General features: G+C 51.1%; 13 protein-coding genes. All 13 read left to right on the plus strand.

The window, feature by feature from the left end:
- Nucleotides 1–187: 187 nt before the first annotated feature.
- The gene (locus M3223_RS06600; protein ID WP_251560277.1) at nt 188–4,072 is read left to right on the plus strand and encodes a discoidin domain-containing protein; all 3,885 of its coding nucleotides are present in this window, start codon (nt 188–190) and stop codon (nt 4,070–4,072) included.
- 224 nt (nt 4,073–4,296) lie between these two features.
- Nucleotides 4,297–4,977, plus strand: coding sequence for a response regulator transcription factor (locus tag M3223_RS06605; protein ID WP_251560279.1), 681 nt, complete (start codon nt 4,297–4,299; stop codon nt 4,975–4,977).
- On the plus strand, nt 4,974–6,455 hold the full coding sequence (locus M3223_RS06610) for a HAMP domain-containing sensor histidine kinase (protein ID WP_251560281.1): 1,482 nt from the start codon (nt 4,974–4,976) through the stop codon (nt 6,453–6,455). Before M3223_RS06605 ends, M3223_RS06610 begins: the two co-directional genes overlap by 4 nt.
- A complete protein-coding gene (locus M3223_RS06615) occupies nt 6,448–7,338 on the plus strand; it encodes a carbohydrate ABC transporter permease (protein ID WP_251560283.1) in 891 nt (296 codons plus the stop codon). The genes M3223_RS06610 and M3223_RS06615 overlap by 8 nt, the downstream gene beginning before the upstream one ends.
- A 39-nt stretch (nt 7,339–7,377) precedes the next feature.
- The gene (locus M3223_RS06620; RefSeq protein ID WP_251560285.1) at nt 7,378–8,304 is read left to right on the plus strand and encodes a carbohydrate ABC transporter permease; all 927 of its coding nucleotides are present in this window, start codon (nt 7,378–7,380) and stop codon (nt 8,302–8,304) included.
- A 14-nt stretch (nt 8,305–8,318) separates the two neighbouring features.
- Entirely contained in the window at nt 8,319–9,521 is a 1,203-nt protein-coding gene (locus M3223_RS06625; protein ID WP_251560287.1) for an efflux RND transporter periplasmic adaptor subunit, read from the plus strand.
- Between the two features lie 5 nt (nt 9,522–9,526).
- Nucleotides 9,527–10,903, plus strand: coding sequence for an ABC transporter permease (locus M3223_RS06630; RefSeq protein ID WP_251560289.1), 1,377 nt, complete (start codon nt 9,527–9,529; stop codon nt 10,901–10,903).
- 409 nt (nt 10,904–11,312) lie between these two features.
- The gene (locus M3223_RS06635) at nt 11,313–12,692 is read left to right on the plus strand and encodes an ABC transporter substrate-binding protein (RefSeq protein ID WP_251560291.1); all 1,380 of its coding nucleotides are present in this window, start codon (nt 11,313–11,315) and stop codon (nt 12,690–12,692) included.
- A 166-nt stretch (nt 12,693–12,858) separates the two neighbouring features.
- Entirely contained in the window at nt 12,859–14,253 is a 1,395-nt protein-coding gene (locus M3223_RS06640) for an ABC transporter substrate-binding protein (RefSeq protein WP_251560293.1), read from the plus strand.
- 159 nt (nt 14,254–14,412) lie between these two features.
- Nucleotides 14,413–14,628 carry a hypothetical protein gene (locus M3223_RS06645; protein WP_251560295.1) on the plus strand — a complete coding sequence of 72 codons (216 nt, stop codon included), beginning with the start codon at nt 14,413–14,415 and terminating at the stop codon, nt 14,626–14,628.
- Between the two features lie 305 nt (nt 14,629–14,933).
- On the plus strand, nt 14,934–16,313 hold the full coding sequence (locus M3223_RS06650; RefSeq protein WP_251560297.1) for an ABC transporter substrate-binding protein: 1,380 nt from the start codon (nt 14,934–14,936) through the stop codon (nt 16,311–16,313).
- Between the two features lie 135 nt (nt 16,314–16,448).
- Complete coding sequence (locus M3223_RS06655) at nt 16,449–18,626, plus strand: LuxR C-terminal-related transcriptional regulator (protein ID WP_251560299.1); 2,178 nt, start codon at nt 16,449–16,451, stop codon at nt 18,624–18,626.
- A gap of 354 nt (nt 18,627–18,980) precedes the next feature.
- Nucleotides 18,981–19,898 carry an NAD(P)-dependent alcohol dehydrogenase gene (locus M3223_RS06660; protein WP_251560301.1) on the plus strand — a complete coding sequence of 306 codons (918 nt, stop codon included), beginning with the start codon at nt 18,981–18,983 and terminating at the stop codon, nt 19,896–19,898.
- Nucleotides 19,899–19,923: the final 25 nt, after the last annotated feature.

The following is a 19,923-nucleotide window of genomic DNA, read 5'->3' on the forward strand; positions in this document are numbered from 1 at the left end:
AAGCTCAGCTTTCTCCCGTTTTTTTGTGGCAGTACGTCTTCTAAGGCCGGCCTATGGCGCAGCGACATCTTTCACCGAATAAAACAGACCGATTCCGAATTATCTGTCCTTTTCGCCGGATTGAAAGCTCTTACAATAGAGTTCGTACCATCGCTTTATCAGTTCAATTTTCGAGGAGGGATCATTGATGAAAAGAAGAGCGGTGCTTTCCATGCTCTTGGCGGTTGCGCTTATGCTCGGAGCCGTCTCTCCATTCGGGCCGTCTAAGGCGGCTGCCGAGGAGATGCAAACAAATCTTGCTCTCGGCAAGACCGTAACCGCATCAAGCAGTTATGTCGGTTCAGGCTGGAGTCCGGCGCGGGCCGTAGACGGCCAACGGACCGGCGTCAACACGGCAAGCGGCGACAAGGGCTGGACCAGCACGCCAGTTGCCAGCAACCCGGGAACGGAATGGCTAACCGTTGATCTTGGAGCGTCCTACAGCATGGATAAAGTTGTGCTCTGGCCGCGTAACGACCAGGGGCAAAATGTAGGGATGGGTTTCCCGGCCAGCTTCAACATCAAAGTATCAACCGACAATTTAACCTGGACCACGGTGGCAAACGAGACCAACTATCCTGCGCCTGTCAGCGGCGGCGCGCAAACGTTCAGCTTCAGCGCGGCCAACGCCCGTTACGTTAAGGTAGAGGGCACCGTTTTGTCCAAGGATGTTTTTCAGGCGTATGTGATGCAGCTGGCGGAGGTAGAGATCTATCCAGTTCCGACTGTCCAGGCAAATCTTGCGCTGAATAAACCAATCGAAGCTTCCTCCAGCTACGTCGGCTCGGGCTGGAGACCGGAGCTGGCCGTGGACGGTGTTAAAATCGGCTCCAATACGGCGACCGGGGATAAAGGCTGGACGAGCCAGCCGAAATCCAGCGCCCCCGCTTCCGAGTGGATCATGGTAGATCTTGGCTACGTGGACCGGATCGACAAAGTGGTTTTATGGCCGCGAAACGACGAGGGCCAGCATATCGGCAGCGGTTTTCCGATTGATTTTACTATCAAAGCCTCCACGGATAAAACGACTTGGACAACGGTCGCAACCAAAACGGATTATCCGGCTCCATCGCAAGCAGGCGGACAGGCAATCGGCTTCACCTCCGCTTACGCCCGTTATGTGAAAATCGAGGCGACGGAGCTGTCTAAGGACGACTTCAACGCCTACGTCATGCAATTGGCCGAGCTTGAGGTTCTGCAGGCGATCAGCCAGCTGACCGATCAGGAAGCGGTGGACGCCGGACATCAATGGCTGACGCTGACGGGCACGACTAATATTTATACCAATATGACGCTGCCGACATTTAGTATGGAGAATACGCAGGTTACCTGGGCAAGCTCACACCCCGCCTATTTGCGCGGCGACGGCAAATTAATGAACCGGCCTGCCTGGAATGAAGGCGCGCTGACGGTAACGCTCACGGCAACGGTGAAAAAAGGAACGGCAAGCAAAACGAAAGACTTCCCCGTCACACTAAAGCCGTATCCGAACGTGGCTCCGGAGGCTCCAAACACGTTTAAGGTTGCCGTATTCTGGCCGCCAACGAAGGATTACGTGAACGCGCAGCAGTATGATTACTTGCAGGAAGCAAACGTGAATTTCATCGAAGTGGTGGAAACAGGTGACCTCACCTCGGTCGAAGTGAACGACAGAATGCTTGATCTGGCCGGAGAAAGAGGTATGAAGGTCAGCGTGACGAACACTGAGGACCTGTCCAGCGTGTCCGATCACGAGGTTGAGGAGTTTGTGAATCACTTCAAGCCGCATCCGGCAACCGGCGGTTACTTCATCCGGGATGAACCGGTGGCGTTTAAGGATTTCCATGATTCCGCGCGGCTGTACAAAAAAGTCAAAGAGATGGACCCGGCCCGCCTTGCGCATCTGAATCTGCTGCCGGGCAGCGATCACTGGGCGACCTGGACCGGTCTTGTCGGTGCCGAAAATATCGAGTTTCTGACGTTTGACTCCTATCCGTTCGGCATTAACGGCATGGGCCAGGATTTTTACTACTTGCTTGACCGAATTCGCAAATTAGGCTTGAAAAACAATTATAAAACGGCGGGATATCTGCAAAGCGTCGGTATCGACAACCGGCTGATCCGGCCGACTCCGGAAATTATCCGTTACGAAGTATACCTGAACCTGGCCTACGGCCTCAAAAAGCTGACCTGGTTCACCTGGTGGACACCGACGAACCGCGGCGAGCCGTTCACGACGGCGATCATTACGGCGGACGGCCAAAAGACCGATCTGTTCGAGCCGGTCAAACAGATGAACAGCGTCATGCTGAAGCTGGGCACCACGCTGCTGAACCTGGACGCAAAGGATGTCTACCATTATGGCCAGATTCCAGAGAACACCGTTCAGCTGCCGTCCAGCTTCTACTTCCAGCCGGTGTCCGCACCGAACTCCGGAGACGACATGGTCATTTCGAATTTTGTCCACAAAGATACCGGACGGCGTTATGTGATGGTCGTGAACAAATCGATGACAACGAGCAAAAACTTCACTTTTGCCATAAACAGCACTACCGGCATCACTAGCGTTACCGAGGTATCAAACGTAACAGGCGCGGAAATCGCCACGAACTTCAACCCGGCCACTTCGCAGCTGTCGGCCAGCTTCCAGCCGGGCGAGGGCAGACTGTACGCCATGCCGGAAACGTTCATTCGCCACTATCCGGCGCTAGCGGATGTATCGCAGCTGAATAATCCATCGCCGGATAATCTGGCCTTTGGCAAAAAAGCGGTTGGAAGCACCGACACAGGCGTGGAATGGGGCTGGAACGCGCCGTTTGCCATTGACGGCAAACGCAATTCAACCCAGTCTTCATACGGCTGGAGCAATTCGCTTGATCTTGGCGTCAATCATACGGAGTGGATTACGATCGATCTGGGCTCCACCCAGCAAATTGGCGCGGTCAGCCTATTCCCGAGAACGGATCAATGGCATGAAGGAACAGGCTTCCCGGTTGATTACACCGTTCAGGTATCTTCCGACAACGTAAACTGGACGACTGTTCATACAACTCAGGACTACACGGAGAGACCGGCAACAAGGCGGAACATAACGTTCCCTTCCGTCAATGCCAGATATGTCAAGGTCGAAGCGACCGAACTAGGCAAGGATAACTACAATAATTTCCGTATGCAGTTTGCGGAGGTTGAGGTGTATAAAGATGCTGCGGGTTTCTCCAATTTAAGAGCGAAGCAGCTTCCATCCGACTTGTACGTAGGCGCGCAAAGCACGCTGACCCTTGGACGCCTGCAAACGGACGGTACTTTGCAAACGATCAGCGGCCAAACAAGCTTCAGCAGCAGCAACCCGTCCGTTGCCTCGGTTAATGCTCAAGGCGTTGTAACAGGAGTTGCCGCAGGAACGACCACCATTGCCGTTACAGTACCGGGAGCAGGCGGCGGCACGGAAACGAAAAGCTTCGCGGTTACAGTGAGACAATTTGCAGCCCCGTGGAGCGTTAGCTTTATCGGCGGCGCCGACGGCAAAGCCGACGTTCAGCCAAACGGAAGTTATCGTATTCAGGCGTCCGGCAGCGGGACCGGGCAGACAAGCGAGCAATTTGTATTTGTGAATAAAACGGTGAACAATACGGTGAACAATACTTCGCCAGTAACACTGACGTCTAACATTGAATCGCTGCGTTATGCAGGTGCGGGAATCTCAAGCGGCAAAACAGGCATTATGCTGCGCAGCGCCGGCACGGCTCCTCAGCCGTCCAGCGTGTTGCTGTCCGTCAACGCTGAAGGACGGACAGAGCTGTCCTACCGCAACTCGTCGGGGACAATAACAACAATCAACGGCGATTATGTAAAACTGCCGGTTGAGCTTAAGCTGGAGAAACAAGCTAACACGGTCACGGGTTATTATAAAAAGGGAACGTCGTGGGTTCCGATTAAAACGAATGCCGCGCAATCTTCCGTTACGGTAAGCTTTACGGGCACGCTGACCGGCGGCCTCGCTTCCTATTCGAGCGTGTCCAATTCGTTTAGCGACGCAGTTGCATCGATATCCTAATATGGTTCCGGCTCCGGGCATACCGGAGCCGGATTTTTTGTATCGAAATGTACACGATGGAGCAAAATTTTGTTATTCCCTTTGCCGCATTTGCTGCTTATTATCCTTATAATGGGTTCATAACGACATATCAATGCATTCACATAATTTCACATAATCTTTTGATATTTTGGCTGAAATCGTTTGTTAGACTTAGGCCAGGAACGAAAAGGAGCTACTTCCTCATGTATACGATCTACCTTGTCGAAGACGATATGAACCTAAATCAAATTCTTGCTTATTATTTACAGCAGGAAGGCTGGGATGTCGTTACCTTTTTGAATGGAGAAGACGCCAAACAGGCAATCGGCGACAATCCGCAGCTGTGGATTCTCGATATAATGATGCCGGGCATGGACGGCTACCAGCTGCTCAAAGAAATCAAGCTTCAGAATAACAGCGCGCCGATTATCTTTATTTCGGCCCGGGACGCCGATCTGGACCGCATTGTCGGCCTGGAGCTTGGAAGCGACGATTATTTGGCCAAGCCGTTTCTGCCGCGGGAGCTTGTCATTCGCGCCCGCAAGCTGCTGGAGCGCATATATGGCCAGCCCGACCGGGAAAGCGCCACGCTCAAGACATTTAAGGTAGCCGCTTATTTAATTGAAGGGCGAGCCAGAAGCGTCAAAAATGAGCTTGGAGAAAACATTGATTTGACGGCAAGAGAGTTTGATCTGCTTATGTATTTTGTGCTTCATCCCGGACAGCTAATTCAGCGGGAGCAGGTACTGAGGCAAATTTGGGGGGAGGACTTCTACGGAACGGACCGCGTCGTCGACGACCTGATTCGGCGTTTGCGCAAAAAAATGCCGGAACTTAGGCTCGAAACGGTATACGGCTCCGGCTACAGGCTGGTGAAAGCATGAAAAACTGGCCTATGGCAGTGAAGATCTGGTCGGTTTTTGCAGCTGTGATGTTATGTCTGTTCATTGCCGTGTCTTCACTGCTGCCATCCATGTTGCGAGACTTTTTTACCGGTCAGATTTACGGTATGATTCAGGATTCGCAGCAGCCGTTTGAAAATCTGACCTTTGACCCTGCACAAGGGGTTTTTATAAGCAAAATGGACGATAACGGAACCGCTTCTCTACAGGCTATACCGAGAATCCCGGTGAGCTCAGAAACTAAAGTGGCTCTCCCGTCTAATGGAAGCAGAGAGTTTAGCGGTGTGGCTCAGACTACTACAACAGGGGGGCCGGATATTCGTCATCTGTATTTAAGCGGTGACCAGATCTACCTTTTGTTCAATTCCGGGCAAGAGCTCTCCCAGAATATGTACTACCAGATCGCGCAGCAGGCCGCATCGCAGAAGGAGACGATAGCTACCTACGAGGGGCGTGTCGGCGGCCAAACTCTCTTTTACGTCATTAACAAAAAAAACGGAAGCAGCACCGATTCGCTTGTTTCATACACATGGGGAAGCTACCGGAACGAACAGGCGGGGGCGTTATTTAAAAATCTCAGCCTGCTGCTGGTTGCGCTGATGCTCCTATGCTGGATTCCATGTATATGGCTGTCCAGATATCTTTCCAAGCCGATTAACGAAATGGAGACACAGATGACCCGCATCGCAGATCGCGACTGGCATGAGCCGGTTGATCTGCAGCGCCGCGATGAGATTGGGCGGCTGGCTAAAGCGTTTGAAACGATGCGCCAGCGGCTCGTCCAGCAGGATCAGGCGCAGCAGTCCTATTTGCAGCATACCTCTCACGAGCTGAAAACACCGGTAATGGTCATTCATAGTTATGCGCATTCCATTAAAGACGGGGTTTTCCCAAAGGGCTCTTTGGAAAGCAGCATTGAAACGATCATTTCGGAGGCTGACCGATTGGATGAGCAAATTCATAGTCTTTTGCGGCTCAACCGGCTCCAATATGTGACGTCGACAACCCGTAAAAGCGAGATGAAGCCGCTTGAGATCAAAGAGGTGCTGGAGGATGTTGTACAGCGTCTTCGGTATCGCAGAGCCAATCTGGAATGGAGCGTTGATTTGGAGCCGTGGATCATTCAGGGCAGCCGGGAACAGTGGAAGGTTGTCTTCGAGAATATTATCGACAACGCTATCCGTTATGCTTCAAAAGAAATTAAAGTTTCCGCAGTTAAAGGCGAGGGCCCCCGTTCCATGATCATTGAGATTTATAATGACGGGCCTCAGGTGGAGGAGTCGCTGCTGGCGAACATGTTTTCCACTTTCCGGACGGGGCCTTACGGCAAATTTGGACTTGGATTGGCGATTGTCAAACAGATCTTAAACAGCATCGGCGCGCAAATTGAAGTCGTGAATAAAAAGACCGGAGTTGCATTTAGAATCGCACTGCCGGAGGAGGAACCATCCGATGGATAAGATGAATTTCGGCCGACGTCTCCTGCGGGTTTTCCGCTCCGACGGGTCGTACGCCGCATTGTTTTTAATTCCGAGCCTGGCAGGAGTGACGCTGTTTTTCTTCCTGCCCTTCGGGATCGGCTTTTATTATTCGCTTGTGGATACGCCGATCGACGGGAAACTGGTCGGCATCCGCAACTACTTGGATCTGTTAAGCAACAATTCGTTTAAAAGAGCGCTGTGGAATTCGTTTTTATTCACCGCTCTATGCGTACCGATCAATATGGTTCTTTCCCTGCTGCTTGCCAGCCTGCTGAACGGAAAGGTATACGGGCAGCGCTGGTTCCGCCTATCCTTTATCTCGCCGCTAGTCATACCGGTTGCTTCCGTCGTGTTGATTTGGCAGATTTTCTTTGAACGAAATGGAACTTTGAACGGCTGGTTGGAAGCTTGGGGTATGGCGCCGGTTGATTGGCTGGACAGCAATTCGGCGCTGTACATCGCGATTTTAATCTATATTTGGAAAAATGTAGGTTACAATATGTTGTTGTTTTTGGCAGGCTTGCAAAACGTGCCGGAGCATCTTTATGAAGCAGCCCGGATCGACGGAGCGGGAAAATGGCGGCAGTGGCGCTCCATCACCATCATTTATTTGACCCCGACTACATTCTTCGTCTTCATCATGTCAATCATCAATTCGTTTAAGGTATTCCGCGAAACGTACATGCTTGCAGGCCCTTATCCGCATCAGAGCTTGTACATGCTGCAGCATTTTATGAATAACATGTTCCAGCAGCTCGATTATCAGAAAATGACCTCTGCGGCATTTTTGATGGCCAGCGCGATTGTAATTATGGTGCTTGTCCTGTTTAGCGTAGAACGCCGGTTCAGCCGGTGGTTATAAACGGGCGGTTCGAGGCAGTCGAAAGGAGAGTGGGGCCGAATGGAATTCGGTAGCAGTATACTGCGTGGGAAAATTGGCAGCAGACTATACAAAGGAGTGCTAACGACATTTTTGGCGCTGCTTGTCGTCATCTTTGTTTTTCCCATTGTGATGACAACGATCCATTCGTTCAAAACGCCCGATGATATCAAAACCGAGCTCAAGCCGATTATTAAAAGCTCGGACGAAGATCAGCAGAAGGAAAAAGATAAAATCGGAGAAGAACCCAAATACGTGCAGCTTAAGCTGATTCCGTCCAAGGCGACGTTAAACGCTTATTACGATATTTTGCTTGCACAGCCTCAGTTTTTGCTGCTCTTCTGGAATTCAATGAAACTGACCGTGCCGATTGTAATCGGACAGGTCCTTGTATCGGTGCTGGCCGCATATGCCTTTTCCCAGCTCCGGTTTCGCCTGAGGGAGCCGCTATTTTTTGCCTATATCGTGGTCATGCTGATGCCCTTCCAGGTTACACTTGTGCCTAACTATATCATGGCGAACTCGCTCGGACTGCTCAACACGGAATGGTCGATTATTTTACCGGGCATCTTCAGTGCTTTCGGAGTGTTCCTCATGCGGCAGTTCATGCAGGTCGTCCCCTACAGCTACATTGAAGCGGCTCGCATGGACGGGGCTGGGCATATGAAAATTTTGATTATGATCGTGCTTCCGATGTGCCGCTCCGGCATGGCCGCGCTGGCGGTGCTAGCTTTCATCGACAATTGGAACATGGTTGAGCAACCGCTTATTTTCCTGAAGGATGCGATCAAACAGCCTCTCTCCGTATACCTTGCCTACATTAGCGAGGACGATATCGGACTTGCGTTTGCGGCATCGGTTATTTACATGCTGCCTGCAATTCTGCTTATGCTTCATGCGGAAAAAGAGCTAGTCGAGGGCGTACAGCTTTCAGGCGTTAAAGGATAGAAAGGAGAATCGACATGGAAGCAGCTGTTTTAACGGAAGAAAGATCCTCCGGTAAGTCGAAAAAGAAAAAAACAGGCGGCATCATTATCGCGTTTATTTTAATGATGATCGTGCTTACGTTATTTTCCAATACGATTCTGGAATACTCTCTGCCTAGAGTTTCGGCCGAAAGACCAAGCTTTGGCGGTCTGAGCTTTAAGGTTAACGGCACAGGCACGGTGGAATCGGCAGAAGAGGTCAAGGTGCTGGCCGAGTATGGCGCATGGCCGGTGGAAGAAGTGGAGGTAGAGGTCGGCGACAAGGTCAAAAAGGGCCAAGCGCTTATCCGTTTTGATACATCGGCTGCGGAAGAGCAGATTGAGGCGGAGCAGCTGAACTACGAGAAACAGCAGATTGCGCTGGAAAAGCTGCAAACCAGCTACAAGGAAGCCAAACAGGTATTTGATGATAAACTGGCCGCCGGATTTAGGCGCGATATGGAGAGCGCTCAGCTTGATCTGGATGCTCAAAAGCGCAAAATCGACCGGCTTAGAGAGGAAATCAGCAAATATTCGGTGCTGACCTCCTCGGAGGAAGGCACGGTTACCGAGGTTCTCGCCGCAGTCGGTGCGACGGTAGCTCCAGGCTCAGCCGTTGTTAATCTAAAAAAAACATCGACCAGCTTTGAGTTTAAAGCCGACGTAACGAATGAACAGGCGAAACGGCTGAAGGCGGGGGATTCCATTAAAATTACGGTTCCAAGCCTTGATGACGCTGTGTTTGAGGTAAAAATTAAATCCGTTGGAACCAAAAAGCCTGATAAACAGGAGGGCCAGCAGAACAATCCGGGCGGAGGACAGCAGGAGAATACCGACCAGAAGGAGATTATCGCTGTACTTAAGGATAAAAGGCTGCAAGGTGGCGAGACCGGGGACTTTGAATGGTCCAAAAAGGCGGGTTCGGAACAGGAGCCGGAAATTTTAGTCCCGAACAGCGCGATTCGAGAAAGTAATGAGGACGGCAAATTTGTGTATGTGGTTTCGGAAAAAGAAGGCTCTCTCGGCAAGGAATATTACATTCGCAAAGTTAAGTTGACCGTGAAGGAATCGGATGCCGAATATACGGAAGTTAAAGACGGGATTAGCCCGGCTGACTTTGTTGTCACCTCCAGCAATAAGGCCATTGAAGAGGGCAAGCGGGTATTGGTGACGGATGAAGAGGAAAATGGATCGGAGTGAGGACAATGCGCTTAGCTACCTTTCTGGTGGCCATCGGCATGCTGCTGATGAGCTTCAGCAGCGTCTTTTCCGAAGCTGCCGTCATGGCATGGCAGCAGTCGGGCGGAACGATTGGCCCAGAGCGGTTTAATTTGCAGGCGGTCTCCGCTCCAGGCCAAACCGGGGCTGCCGGTTATACCGCCAAAGAGGCCAATAAGCTGATCGAATCCTGGAAGGGAGAAGCGGCCTATTCTATAAAAGGAACATTCCCCGTAAAGGCTGGCAGCCGCCAAAAGGAAGTTGAAACGGCGGGGATCGGCGGGAACTATAGCGACTTTACGTCCATTTTACTGGACAGAGGCAGCATGATTACGGAAGCCTCCAATGAACGAATGGACCAGGTCGTTGTCATTAGCGACAGCTTGGCCGATTACCTGTTCGGTTCAACCGATGTGCTTGGCAAGGAAATAATGATCCAAAACCAAAAGCTGCGAATCATCGGCGTATACAGCACCGAAAACAATCTGATGGATTGGATGAGCAGAGGCGTGAAGCCGGAGGTGCTCCTGCCTTCAAGCGTATTTGCCGAACTCAGCCCGGAGTCAAGAGTCGGAACGATTTTGCTGGAGGCGTCCGGAGACGCGCTCTTGAACGGGGAGATGCAAGTAAATAAGGCGCTGCTGGAAAACAAGCTGACGCCAGGCGTTTATAAAATTGAAATCGGCGAAAAAGGCTGGCGTTTGATGAAGCAGCTGCCGCGTCTGCTGCCGGCGTTAACCGGCGTCATTATATTAGTGCTTGGATTGATCTGGATGCGGAGAATTGCCGGCGGCACCTACGGCCGCATGAAACGGGCGCTGAAAATCGGAGATTCGGATGAGGTCATGAAACGGGAAAGGCTTTATATGTTTAGGCAGATTCTGGTCTTTATTGCCATAGGGGCAAGCACAGTCGCTCTGGTGCTGCTCGCTCGCTTCTCCTTTTTCATCCCTTCGGAATATATCCCCGACCGCTGGATTGATTTGAACTTTTTCAAAACGAAGCTTTTTGAGCATTGGCAGGAGCAGCCCCCGCTATTTAGCCATATTCTTCCCTATCAATTATTGGAAGACCGGCTTGGCTCCTATATTCCGGTTGTTACGGCCGTCGGCCTGCTGCTGGGACTGCCGTTGTTTCTGCTCGGAATCCGTGAATGGAAAAGGAACGCTCTCCCGCTTGCTAAACGTTTTGTCCGTTTGTTTTACTGCATCGCATTCTGTTACTTGCTGTTAGGTCTGGTGATGCTGCTTATCGGACTGCCGCAGTTTATTTCACCGGGTTTATGGATTTCGCTGTTCGGATTTTGTCTGTTCTTCGCGGCTTATCAACAACCGAATCGAGAGGATGATTATGTTAAACATTAAACTTAACGGTAAACAGGGTTTAGCTCTCTGTTTTCTGGCAAGCACAGTAGCACTGTCCGCCTGCAGCTCCGGAGCAGGTTGAAAAGGCCAAGGGGATCGTGCCGCAGCTGAAACGTTACGGCGGTATTGAGCCAAAAATCAGTGACCTAGTAAAGGAAGAGACGGCGCCGTTCTCAAGGGTGAAAAATCTGCCGAAGACGTGGCCAAGTCGCTGCAAAACAAAGTTATGCTTCATATGGAAGAGTAGCATAAAGCCGATTTGCATCGAACCAGGTTTGAATCGGCTTTCTCTTGTTCGTCCGGCCCATGATTTCCCATAATTCTTTCATCTTTCTTCCGTAATTTTTCGCTAAACTACCACCAGAAGCTCTTACAATGAATATTTTGATGATGGAAGGATGGAGTAAAAATGAACGTTAAATCTTGGGGTAAAACGGGGCTGCTGGCATGTACAAGCGCGGCGCTGCTTGCAATTACGGCTTGCTCAAGCGGGGCGGGAACCAACGTTGAGAACGAAGGGGCAGCGCAGCAAAACAACACAAACAATCAGGGGTCAGGCGTGATTACGGTATCGGTCGTCACGTCTAACCGGTTTCTGGAGCAGGCAAAAGCGAAGTATGAAGCGGCAAATCCGGGCGTTAAAATTGAATTGAAACAATCCTACGAACCTCCGAAACAGCAGGCCGGCTCGGCAACGATTGGCGGCTTCGGATACGATCCTGCTGCAGTTGAGAAGCATATGGCAACCGTTAACTCAGAGCTGATGAACGGTAATGCCGCCGATCTTATCATGGTCGATACGCTGGCATATTCCAAATATGCCGATAAAAAGCTGCTGGCCGATCTGCAGGCGTATATGAATAAAGAAAAAGGCTTTAACGAAGAAGATTACTATATGAATATTTTTGATGCAATGAAATACAAGGACGGTCTTTATGCTATCTCGCCTAACGTAATCGCGAATGCGTGGATTGGCAATATGGATCGGATCAAAGACTTGAAGCTGGACCCGAAATCATGGACCTGGGCGCAGTTTTCTGAGCAGCTTGGCGAGCTTGCTAAAAAAGGCGGAGATCCTATCTTGCCTTATAGTCCTCCAGGCAACCTTCTCAATGATCGAATCGGGGAAAACTTGGACAAGTATTTGAACTGGAGCGACAAAAAAGCCGGCTTCGACAGCCCTGAATTCATTGCTCTGTTAAATGAAATTAAATCGTATTACGATAACAAAATTATGGTAGAGCCGGATCCAAGTACGGGCGGCATGGGCAAAGCAATCCGCATGGGCGAGAAAATGAATATGAAGGAAGCTTTCCTGAATATGAAACTTGTCAGCTTTAGCTCGCTTGGTTTTGGCAATATGGCGTTTGAAAATTCGAAGGTGTTTTCACCTCCTACCGGGGACGGTAGCTCTGGCAACTCGTTTGCTGCCGGAATGCTGCTTGCGATGAATGAAAAATCAAAAAACAAAGATCAAGCCTGGGACTTCCTCAAATTCCTGCTATCGGAAGAGATGCAGTCGCTGCCGGATCTTGGCGGTCTGCCGGTTAATAAAAAGGCAGCAGAGGCTCAAATTAATGCTTTGACGAGCGGAGAAAATCCGTTGACCCAGGAACAAGTGGATGCGGCCAAAGAAATCATGCCGAAGCTGTCACGGTTCTCGGGAATTGAACCTAAAATCAGCGACCTTGTAAAGGCAGAGACGGAACCTTTCTTCAAAGGTGAAAAATCCGCTGAAGACGTGGCCAAATCGCTGCAAAACAAAGTTATGTTATACATGGAAGAGTAGCCAGAAAGCCGATTCGCGTCGAACCAGATGCGGTTCGGCTTTTTCTTTGTCCGGACCGGACCACAATTTCCCATAATTCTTTCATTATTCTTCCGTAATTTTCCGCTAAACTACCACCAGAAGCTCTTTAAAATGACCATTTTGATGATGGAAGGATGGAATAAAAGTGAACGTGAAATCTTGGAGTAAAACGGGGCTGCTGGCTTGTACCAGCGCGGCGCTGCTTGCGATCTCGGCTTGTTCGAGCGGCGCCGGTACAAATAATGGGAATGTTGGGAACGATGGCGCATCGGAGCAAAACAACACGAACAGCAAAGGATCGGGCGTTGTTACTGTATCCGTCGTTACATCCAACCGTTTTCTTGAATTGGCGAAAGAAAAATACGAGGCTGCAAATCCAGGCGTTAAAATCGAGCTGAAGCAATCGTATGAACCTCCTAAAACGGAAGGCGGCGGCATGGTGGCGATGCGTGCTTTCGGTTACGATCCGGCCGCTGTCGAGAAACATGTCGCACTCGTTAACTCGGAATTAATGAACGGCAACGCTGCCGATCTCATCATGGTCGATACCTTGGCTTACACCAAGTATGCGGATAAAAAGCTGCTTGCCGATTTGCAGGCCTATATGACCAAAGAAAAGGGCTTTAACCCCGACGATTATTATATGAACATTTTTGATGCGCTCAAATATAAGGACGGGCTTTATGCCATTACTCCGAATGCCATTGCAAACATTTGGTTCGGAAATCAAGACCGGATCAAGGATTTGAAGCTGGATCCGAATTCATGGACTTGGGCGCAGTTTTCCGAGCAGTTGAGCGGGCTTGCCAAAAAAGGCGGAGATCCGGTCATGCAGTACTTACCGCCTGAATATTTTGCCAATGAGAGAATCAGTGAAAACATTGATCAATTCATGAATTTGAATGAGAAAAAAGCCAGCTTCGACAGTGCCGAATTTATCGGTTTGCTGAACGAGATCAAATCCTATTACGACAATAAGATTTTTGTGGAGCCCGATATGAACGGTAAAACCGGAATGGGCAAAGCGATTAAAATGGGCGAAAAAATGAACTCCAAGGAAGCTTTTATTAATTTGAAGCTTACCAGCTTTGGATCGCTTAGCTTTGGTGAAACCTGGTTCGCTAAACCTCAAATATTCGCGCCGCCTACGGAACAAAACAGCAAAGGCAACTCGTTTACTGCCGGCATGCTGCTCGCGATGAACGAGAAGTCAAAAAACAAGGACCAGGCATGGGATTTCCTCCAATTCCTCCTGTCGGATGAGATGCAGTCGGAGCCGGATCTGTTCGGTCTGCCCGTCAACAAAAAAACGGCAGAGGCGCAAATCAGCGGGCTGGCCGAAGGAGAAAACAAGCTTTCTCCGGAATATTTGGAAAAAGCCAAAGAAATTATGCCTCAGCTGACGCGATTTGGCGGAATGGAACCAAAAATCAATGATATTGTCATGGAAGAGACAGCTCTATTCTTTAAAGGCGAAAAATCGGCCGAGGACGTGGCTAAAGCGCTGCAAAACAAAATTACGCTTTATATGGAAGAGTAAACAATCAGATAAACCGGTGCGCGTCATTGGACGCGGCCGGTTTTTTTGCGTTTCATCAAGGACCATAATTTCCCACAAAGCTTTCATCTTTAAACGACAATGTTTCGCTAGACTAATCCCAAGTAGTTAACTATGGGGCGATGAAAGGATGGGTCATATATGAACGTAAAGTATTGGAGCAGAAGAGGTATTTTGGCCGGATCAAGCGCTATTTTTCTAATGCTTTCAACAAATGCAGCTTCGGCGGAGCCGTTTACGGGAAACAATAACCATATTTCAAACCGCTTTTTGCAGCACGCAGAAGAGAAGGTTAAAGCGGCGAATCCGGATATAGATCTGCGAATCGTTTCTCCGCCCAAAAGTGACTCAACCTAGTAAGAATGCTCTTTTAAGCCAAATATGCTCCTTTCCATTAATATTAAGTCCGAGAAAAAGGAGGCGGCTTGGTAGCCCCTGAAGCTCCTGCTCTTGGAAGAAATGCAAGCCCCGTTTCAGCCGCTGACGCTGATTCGGGGCTTTTGACGTACATCTTCACACATTTTCCCATAATACTCTCATTTTTTTACCGCATTTTTTGACTACACTGATCTCGTTGTTGCTTCATATCTAACCTCAATGATTAATCCGAAACTGGATCAACATTTTCGGATAACGGGTTCAACAAGAAAGGGGAGCATGTTATGAATAGACCAAAGTTGAAACATAGCCGTATTTTTCTCCTGTTATGGATGATGCTGCTCGTTCTGTCGGCATGCAGCTCTGCGGGGAATTCAACGGCAAATCAGAATCCGCCATCAAATCCGCTCTCCCAATCCGGGTTGCAGGACAAGGAGCAAACAAACGACGGAAATGCTAAATTAGAAGGCGTAGTTACTATTTCGGTCGTTACAACGAATTACTTTCTGAACGAGGCCAAAAAGAAATTCGAAGCGGAGAATCCAGGTATCCGAATCGAGATTAAAGAAGCTCAATCGCTGGAGATGGAGGGCGGCGGCAGAGTCTCCATGGAAGGGTATTCTCCCATTGCCGTAGAGAAATATACGACTCAAGTGAATGCAGAGCTCATGAACGGCAATGCTTCCGATCTGATCGCGGTAGATATTCTTGCCTACAACAAATATGCGGATAAAAAGCTGCTCGTTGACTTCAATGAGTATATGAATGAGGCGAACGGCTTTAAACCGGAAAACTACTATATGAACATTTTTGATGCTATGAAGCATAACGGCGGCCTCTATGCTTTGCCGCTGAGCGTTACAACGGATTTGTGGTTTGCGGATAAGGCTCGCATTAAGGACGCTAATCTGAATCCCGATTCCTGGACATGGGAGCAGTTCGACCAAATCGTTGAGGAAGGGGAATCCGGAGGCGGTCCTGTTATCGCCGTTGAGCGTCCGGACCTGTTTTTTCTGGACCGGGTGAAGGGAGAGCTTGACCGTTACTTGAACGCTGGAGAAAGAAAAGCGGCCTTTGACAGTCCAGAATTCATTCAGCTGCTGGAGCAGATCAAGGCGTACCCGAAAGGGCAGTATTCCTCCGGCAAAATTAAGGAGACCTTTTACCCTTATTTGAAATTAACCGTCCCGCAAATGATTACGTTTGGACATGTCATTTTGGATCATCCGCAAATCATGGCTCCGCCAGCACCGGACGCCGGAGACGGCAGAGCGTTTAAATCCGACTTGCTGCTTGCGCTGAACAACAAATCAAAGGTTAAAAAGGAAGCTTGGGCATTTCTGCAATTCCTGCTGTCGGAAAAAATACAGGGATTACAAGGTCCGGACGGACTCTCCGGCCTTTCGGTCAATAAACAGGTTATGGAGGCGCGGCTGGCTGAGCTTCAAGAGGGCAAAAAAGAAACCGGTTATAAAAAGCCGACAGCCGAGGAAGCCCAGCTGTTGTCAGATCTTATGCCTCAATTAAAACGTTTTGGCGGAATGGATTCTAAAATTGAGGCTATTTTGACGGACGAAGCAAATTCGTTCTTTAAGGGAGAGCAATCGGCGGAGGATGCGGCAAAAGCGATTCAAAACAAAATAACGCTATATTTGGAGGAATAGCTCCATCTGCTGCCCGTCCTTCCCGGCTCTGCCGGTGAGGACGGGCTTATTTTGTACATCAAAAGGGAACGGGGGACTAGATGTCAAACCTATTGTCAGAATCGGTCAATCGCTTCAAGAAACGGTGGGGTCCCAATGACTTATCCTCAGCTTATATCGGCTAAGCTTTTTATTCCGCCGCCGCGCAGCAATGCCGTCATTCGTCCTCGCTTGACGGAACGGCTAAGCGGCGGTTTAAACGGCAAATTATCGCTTGTCCACGGGCATGCAGGCAGCGGCAAAACAACGCTTGTTTGCGAATGGCTGCATGGCAGCGGGCTTGCAGCAGCATGGCTATCGCTAGACGAACAGGATCGGGAGCCGTCGCGTTTTATCCTTTATCTTTGTGCTGCGCTGCGCAAAGCCGGCGTTTCGCTGGAGCCGGAGTTCATGAGAGCTCTTCAGTCAGGAAGCTATCCTGCTGCCGAGCCCGTGTTAACGGAGCTTCTCCATAAGCTTGAGGCTGAAACGAAGCCGCTCGTCCTCGTCCTCGACGATTATCATCTGTGCGCAGCTGACGCGACTGACTCGGCTCTGCAATTTCTGCTGGAGCAGCTGCCGCAGCTGCTCCATATCGTTCTCATTAGCCGGGAGCTGCCCCGCTTTCCGCTTGCCCGGCTGCGGGCCAGCAATGCGCTGAATGAAATCGGAGCCGCTGAACTGAGCTTCTCCGCTGCTGAGTCTGCCCTGTTTCTGCGGGAGTCGATGGGGGTGACGGGGCTGTCCAAAGCGGACGCAGAGCTGCTCGGCAAGCGGACAGAGGGCTGGATTGCCGCGCTGCAGCTGGCCGCAATTTCCTTGCGCCGGACAGAGAACGTTTCCGGATTCGTCGCTTCCTACACCGGCAGCCACGGTTTTATTGCCGATTATTTTCTGGAAGAGGTGTTAAGACGGCAGCCGCAGCATATTCAGAGCTTTTTGCTGCGGACTTCAATTTTGGAGCGGATGTGCGGGCCGTTATGCGCTGCAGTGGCAGCGGGAGCCAGCGAGACGTTAGACGCAGCTTCCGGCGGCGCTTTGCTGTCCGAGCTGGAGCTGGCTCAGCTGTTTGTTGTGCCGTTGGACGGAGAGCGGCGCTGGTACCGCTATCACCATCTTTTCCGTGAAATGCTGCTTCAAAGATTGCCGCTGCATGACGAACGGACGGCGGCGGAGCTGCATCTCCGGGCAAGCGATTGGCATGAGCAGAACGGCTTTCCTGCGGAGGCGTTCCGGCATGCCGTGTCGGCTGGGGATATCGGCCGTGCTGCCCGGTTGGCGGAGGGCGGGGGCATGCCTCTGCAGTTCAGAGGCGGTCTTGATCCCGTGCTGGGATGGTTGCGGAAGCTTCCGGCAGCTGAGCTGGAGCTCAGACCGCAGCTGAGGGTGCTGTATGCTTCTGCGCTGCTTATGACAGGCGAGCTGTCCAGCGTTGAGCCGCTGCTGAAAGCGGCCGAATCCGCTTTTGAGGGCGGAGAGAAGGAGGAGCGGGCTCTAGACTGGATCGGTCATATCGCTTCGATCCGGGCTGTGCTGGCGGTCACCAGACACGATGCTGCGGCGATATTGGAGCAATCGCAAAAGGCTCTGCAATTGTTGCGTCCAGACAATGTGCCGGTGCGAACGTCCGCGCAATGGTCGCTTGGGTATGCGTACCAGCTGCAGGGCAATCAGGCGCTGGCCGAAAAAGCGTATGCTGAAGCATTGTCAGGAAGCCGCAAAATCGGGCATACCGTTATTTTCATGATGTCCATGCTAGGGCTCGGGCAATTGCAGGAAGCCGATCTCCGCTTTTACGAAGCGTCTGAGACGTATCGGGAGGTCATCGGATTGGCTGGAAAACCGCCGCTTCCCGCAGCCTGCGAAGCCTATTTAGGCTTGGCTCGAATACATGCTGCGAGAGGCGAGCCGGATTTAGCCCGGCCGCTTGCGATGCAAAGCCTGCAGCTGGCCCGGCAGCTGGAACAGACGGATCGCGCTTTAGCAGCAGAGCAGCTGCTGGTTAAGCTGGAGCAAACGGGCAAACGAGGAGTCGACCGAAACGTAATAGCTGCAGCAACCGTTCCAGACAGCGGAGCGAATCGGTTCCCTTTAGTGGAACCGCTCAGCGAACGGGAGCTGGAGGTTCTGCGGCTTGTGGCTCAAGGCCGTTCCAATCGGGAAATCGCCGATCTGCTGTTCATTGCGCTCGCAACCGTTAAAGGGCATAACCGCATCATATTTGATAAGCTCCAGGTCAAGCGCCGCACCGAAGCCGTGGCTCGCGCTAGAGCGCTGGGGCTTTTGCAGGGATAAGCCCTACGAAGCGACAGTCAAACGCATAAGCGAAGCCGTGTGAACAAGAGGAGCGGAGCCAAAGGCTGTGCCCAACGAAGCGTAGCGAAAGTCAGGGCAAGTTCTCTCCGGCACAAGCGCAGCTGTGAAAAAATAGGGAGCGGAGCCAAAGGTCGAGCTTGGAGAAGCGTCAGCGTTCGCCTTTGACGTCGGATTTCTACCGCTATAGCGGTTAAATTCAAAGAAATCTGAGGTCAACAGCGATCGGAAGGCCGACCTTTGGCGCAGCGTTTTTTTCACCTCAAAACAATACTTTAGTTGCTCCAGCGCAGCATGGTCGTGCGGGTATACTGGAGCGGCGAGGTGAGAGATCAAATGAAAGCAATCCTATGCACAAAATATGGTCCGCCCGAGGTGCTGGAGCTGCGGCAGACCGCAAAACCAAAGCCGAAAGGAAGCGAGCTTCTGGTCAAAGTCCGCGCGACGACAGTCACGACCGGCGATTGCAGAGTGAGATCGTTTCGCTGCCCGTTATTGTACTGGCTGCCGATGCGGCTGATTCTCGGAATTCGCAAGCCGCGCAACCCGATATTGGGCGTTGAGCTTGCGGGCGTAGTCGAAGCGGTCGGCCCCAAGGTGAAAAAGTTCCGGCCCGGCGATGAGGTGTATGCGCTTAGCGGAATGCGTTTCGGGGCTCACGCCGAATATGTATGTTTGCACGAAAATGGGACGATAGCGCTTAAGCCGGACAACCTCGATTGGCAGGAGGCGGCGGCGATTCCATTCGGCGCGACAACGGCCCTGTACTTCTTCCGGAAGAGCGGCATCGGGCCTGGGAAAAAGGTTCTTGTGTATGGAGCGTCCGGGGCAGTAGGCACAGCCGCCGTGCAAATCGCTGCCTATTACGGAGCTGAGGTGACGGCCGTGTGCAGCGGGGCGAATACCGGGCTTGTGCGCTCCCTTGGGGCAAACCATACGATTGATTACACCAAAGAGGACTTTGCGGACAGGGCGGAGCGGTATGATATCGTGTTTGATACGGTCGGCAAATGCCGGGCGGCCAGCGCTCGCAAAGCGCTTGCTCCCGGCGGGGCGTTTCTTACCGTGGAAGGGAAGGGAATGGCTAGAACCAGCGGTCCGGATCTTGTGCTGCTTAAACAGCTGGCGGAAGAGGGACATATAAGAGCCGTCATTGAACGAACGTATCCGCTGGAGCAAATTCAAGAGGCGCATCGGCATGTCGAGACTGGGAGAAAAAAAGGGAATATAGTAGTTGTTGTTTCAGAAAATTAGTGTCCGGGCTGCGATTGTCGAGTTA

Origin of the sequence: Paenibacillus pasadenensis, from assembly GCF_023715725.1 — a bacterium.
GTDB classification, from domain to species: Bacteria; Bacillota; Bacilli; order Paenibacillales; family Paenibacillaceae; genus Paenibacillus_O; species Paenibacillus_O pasadenensis_A.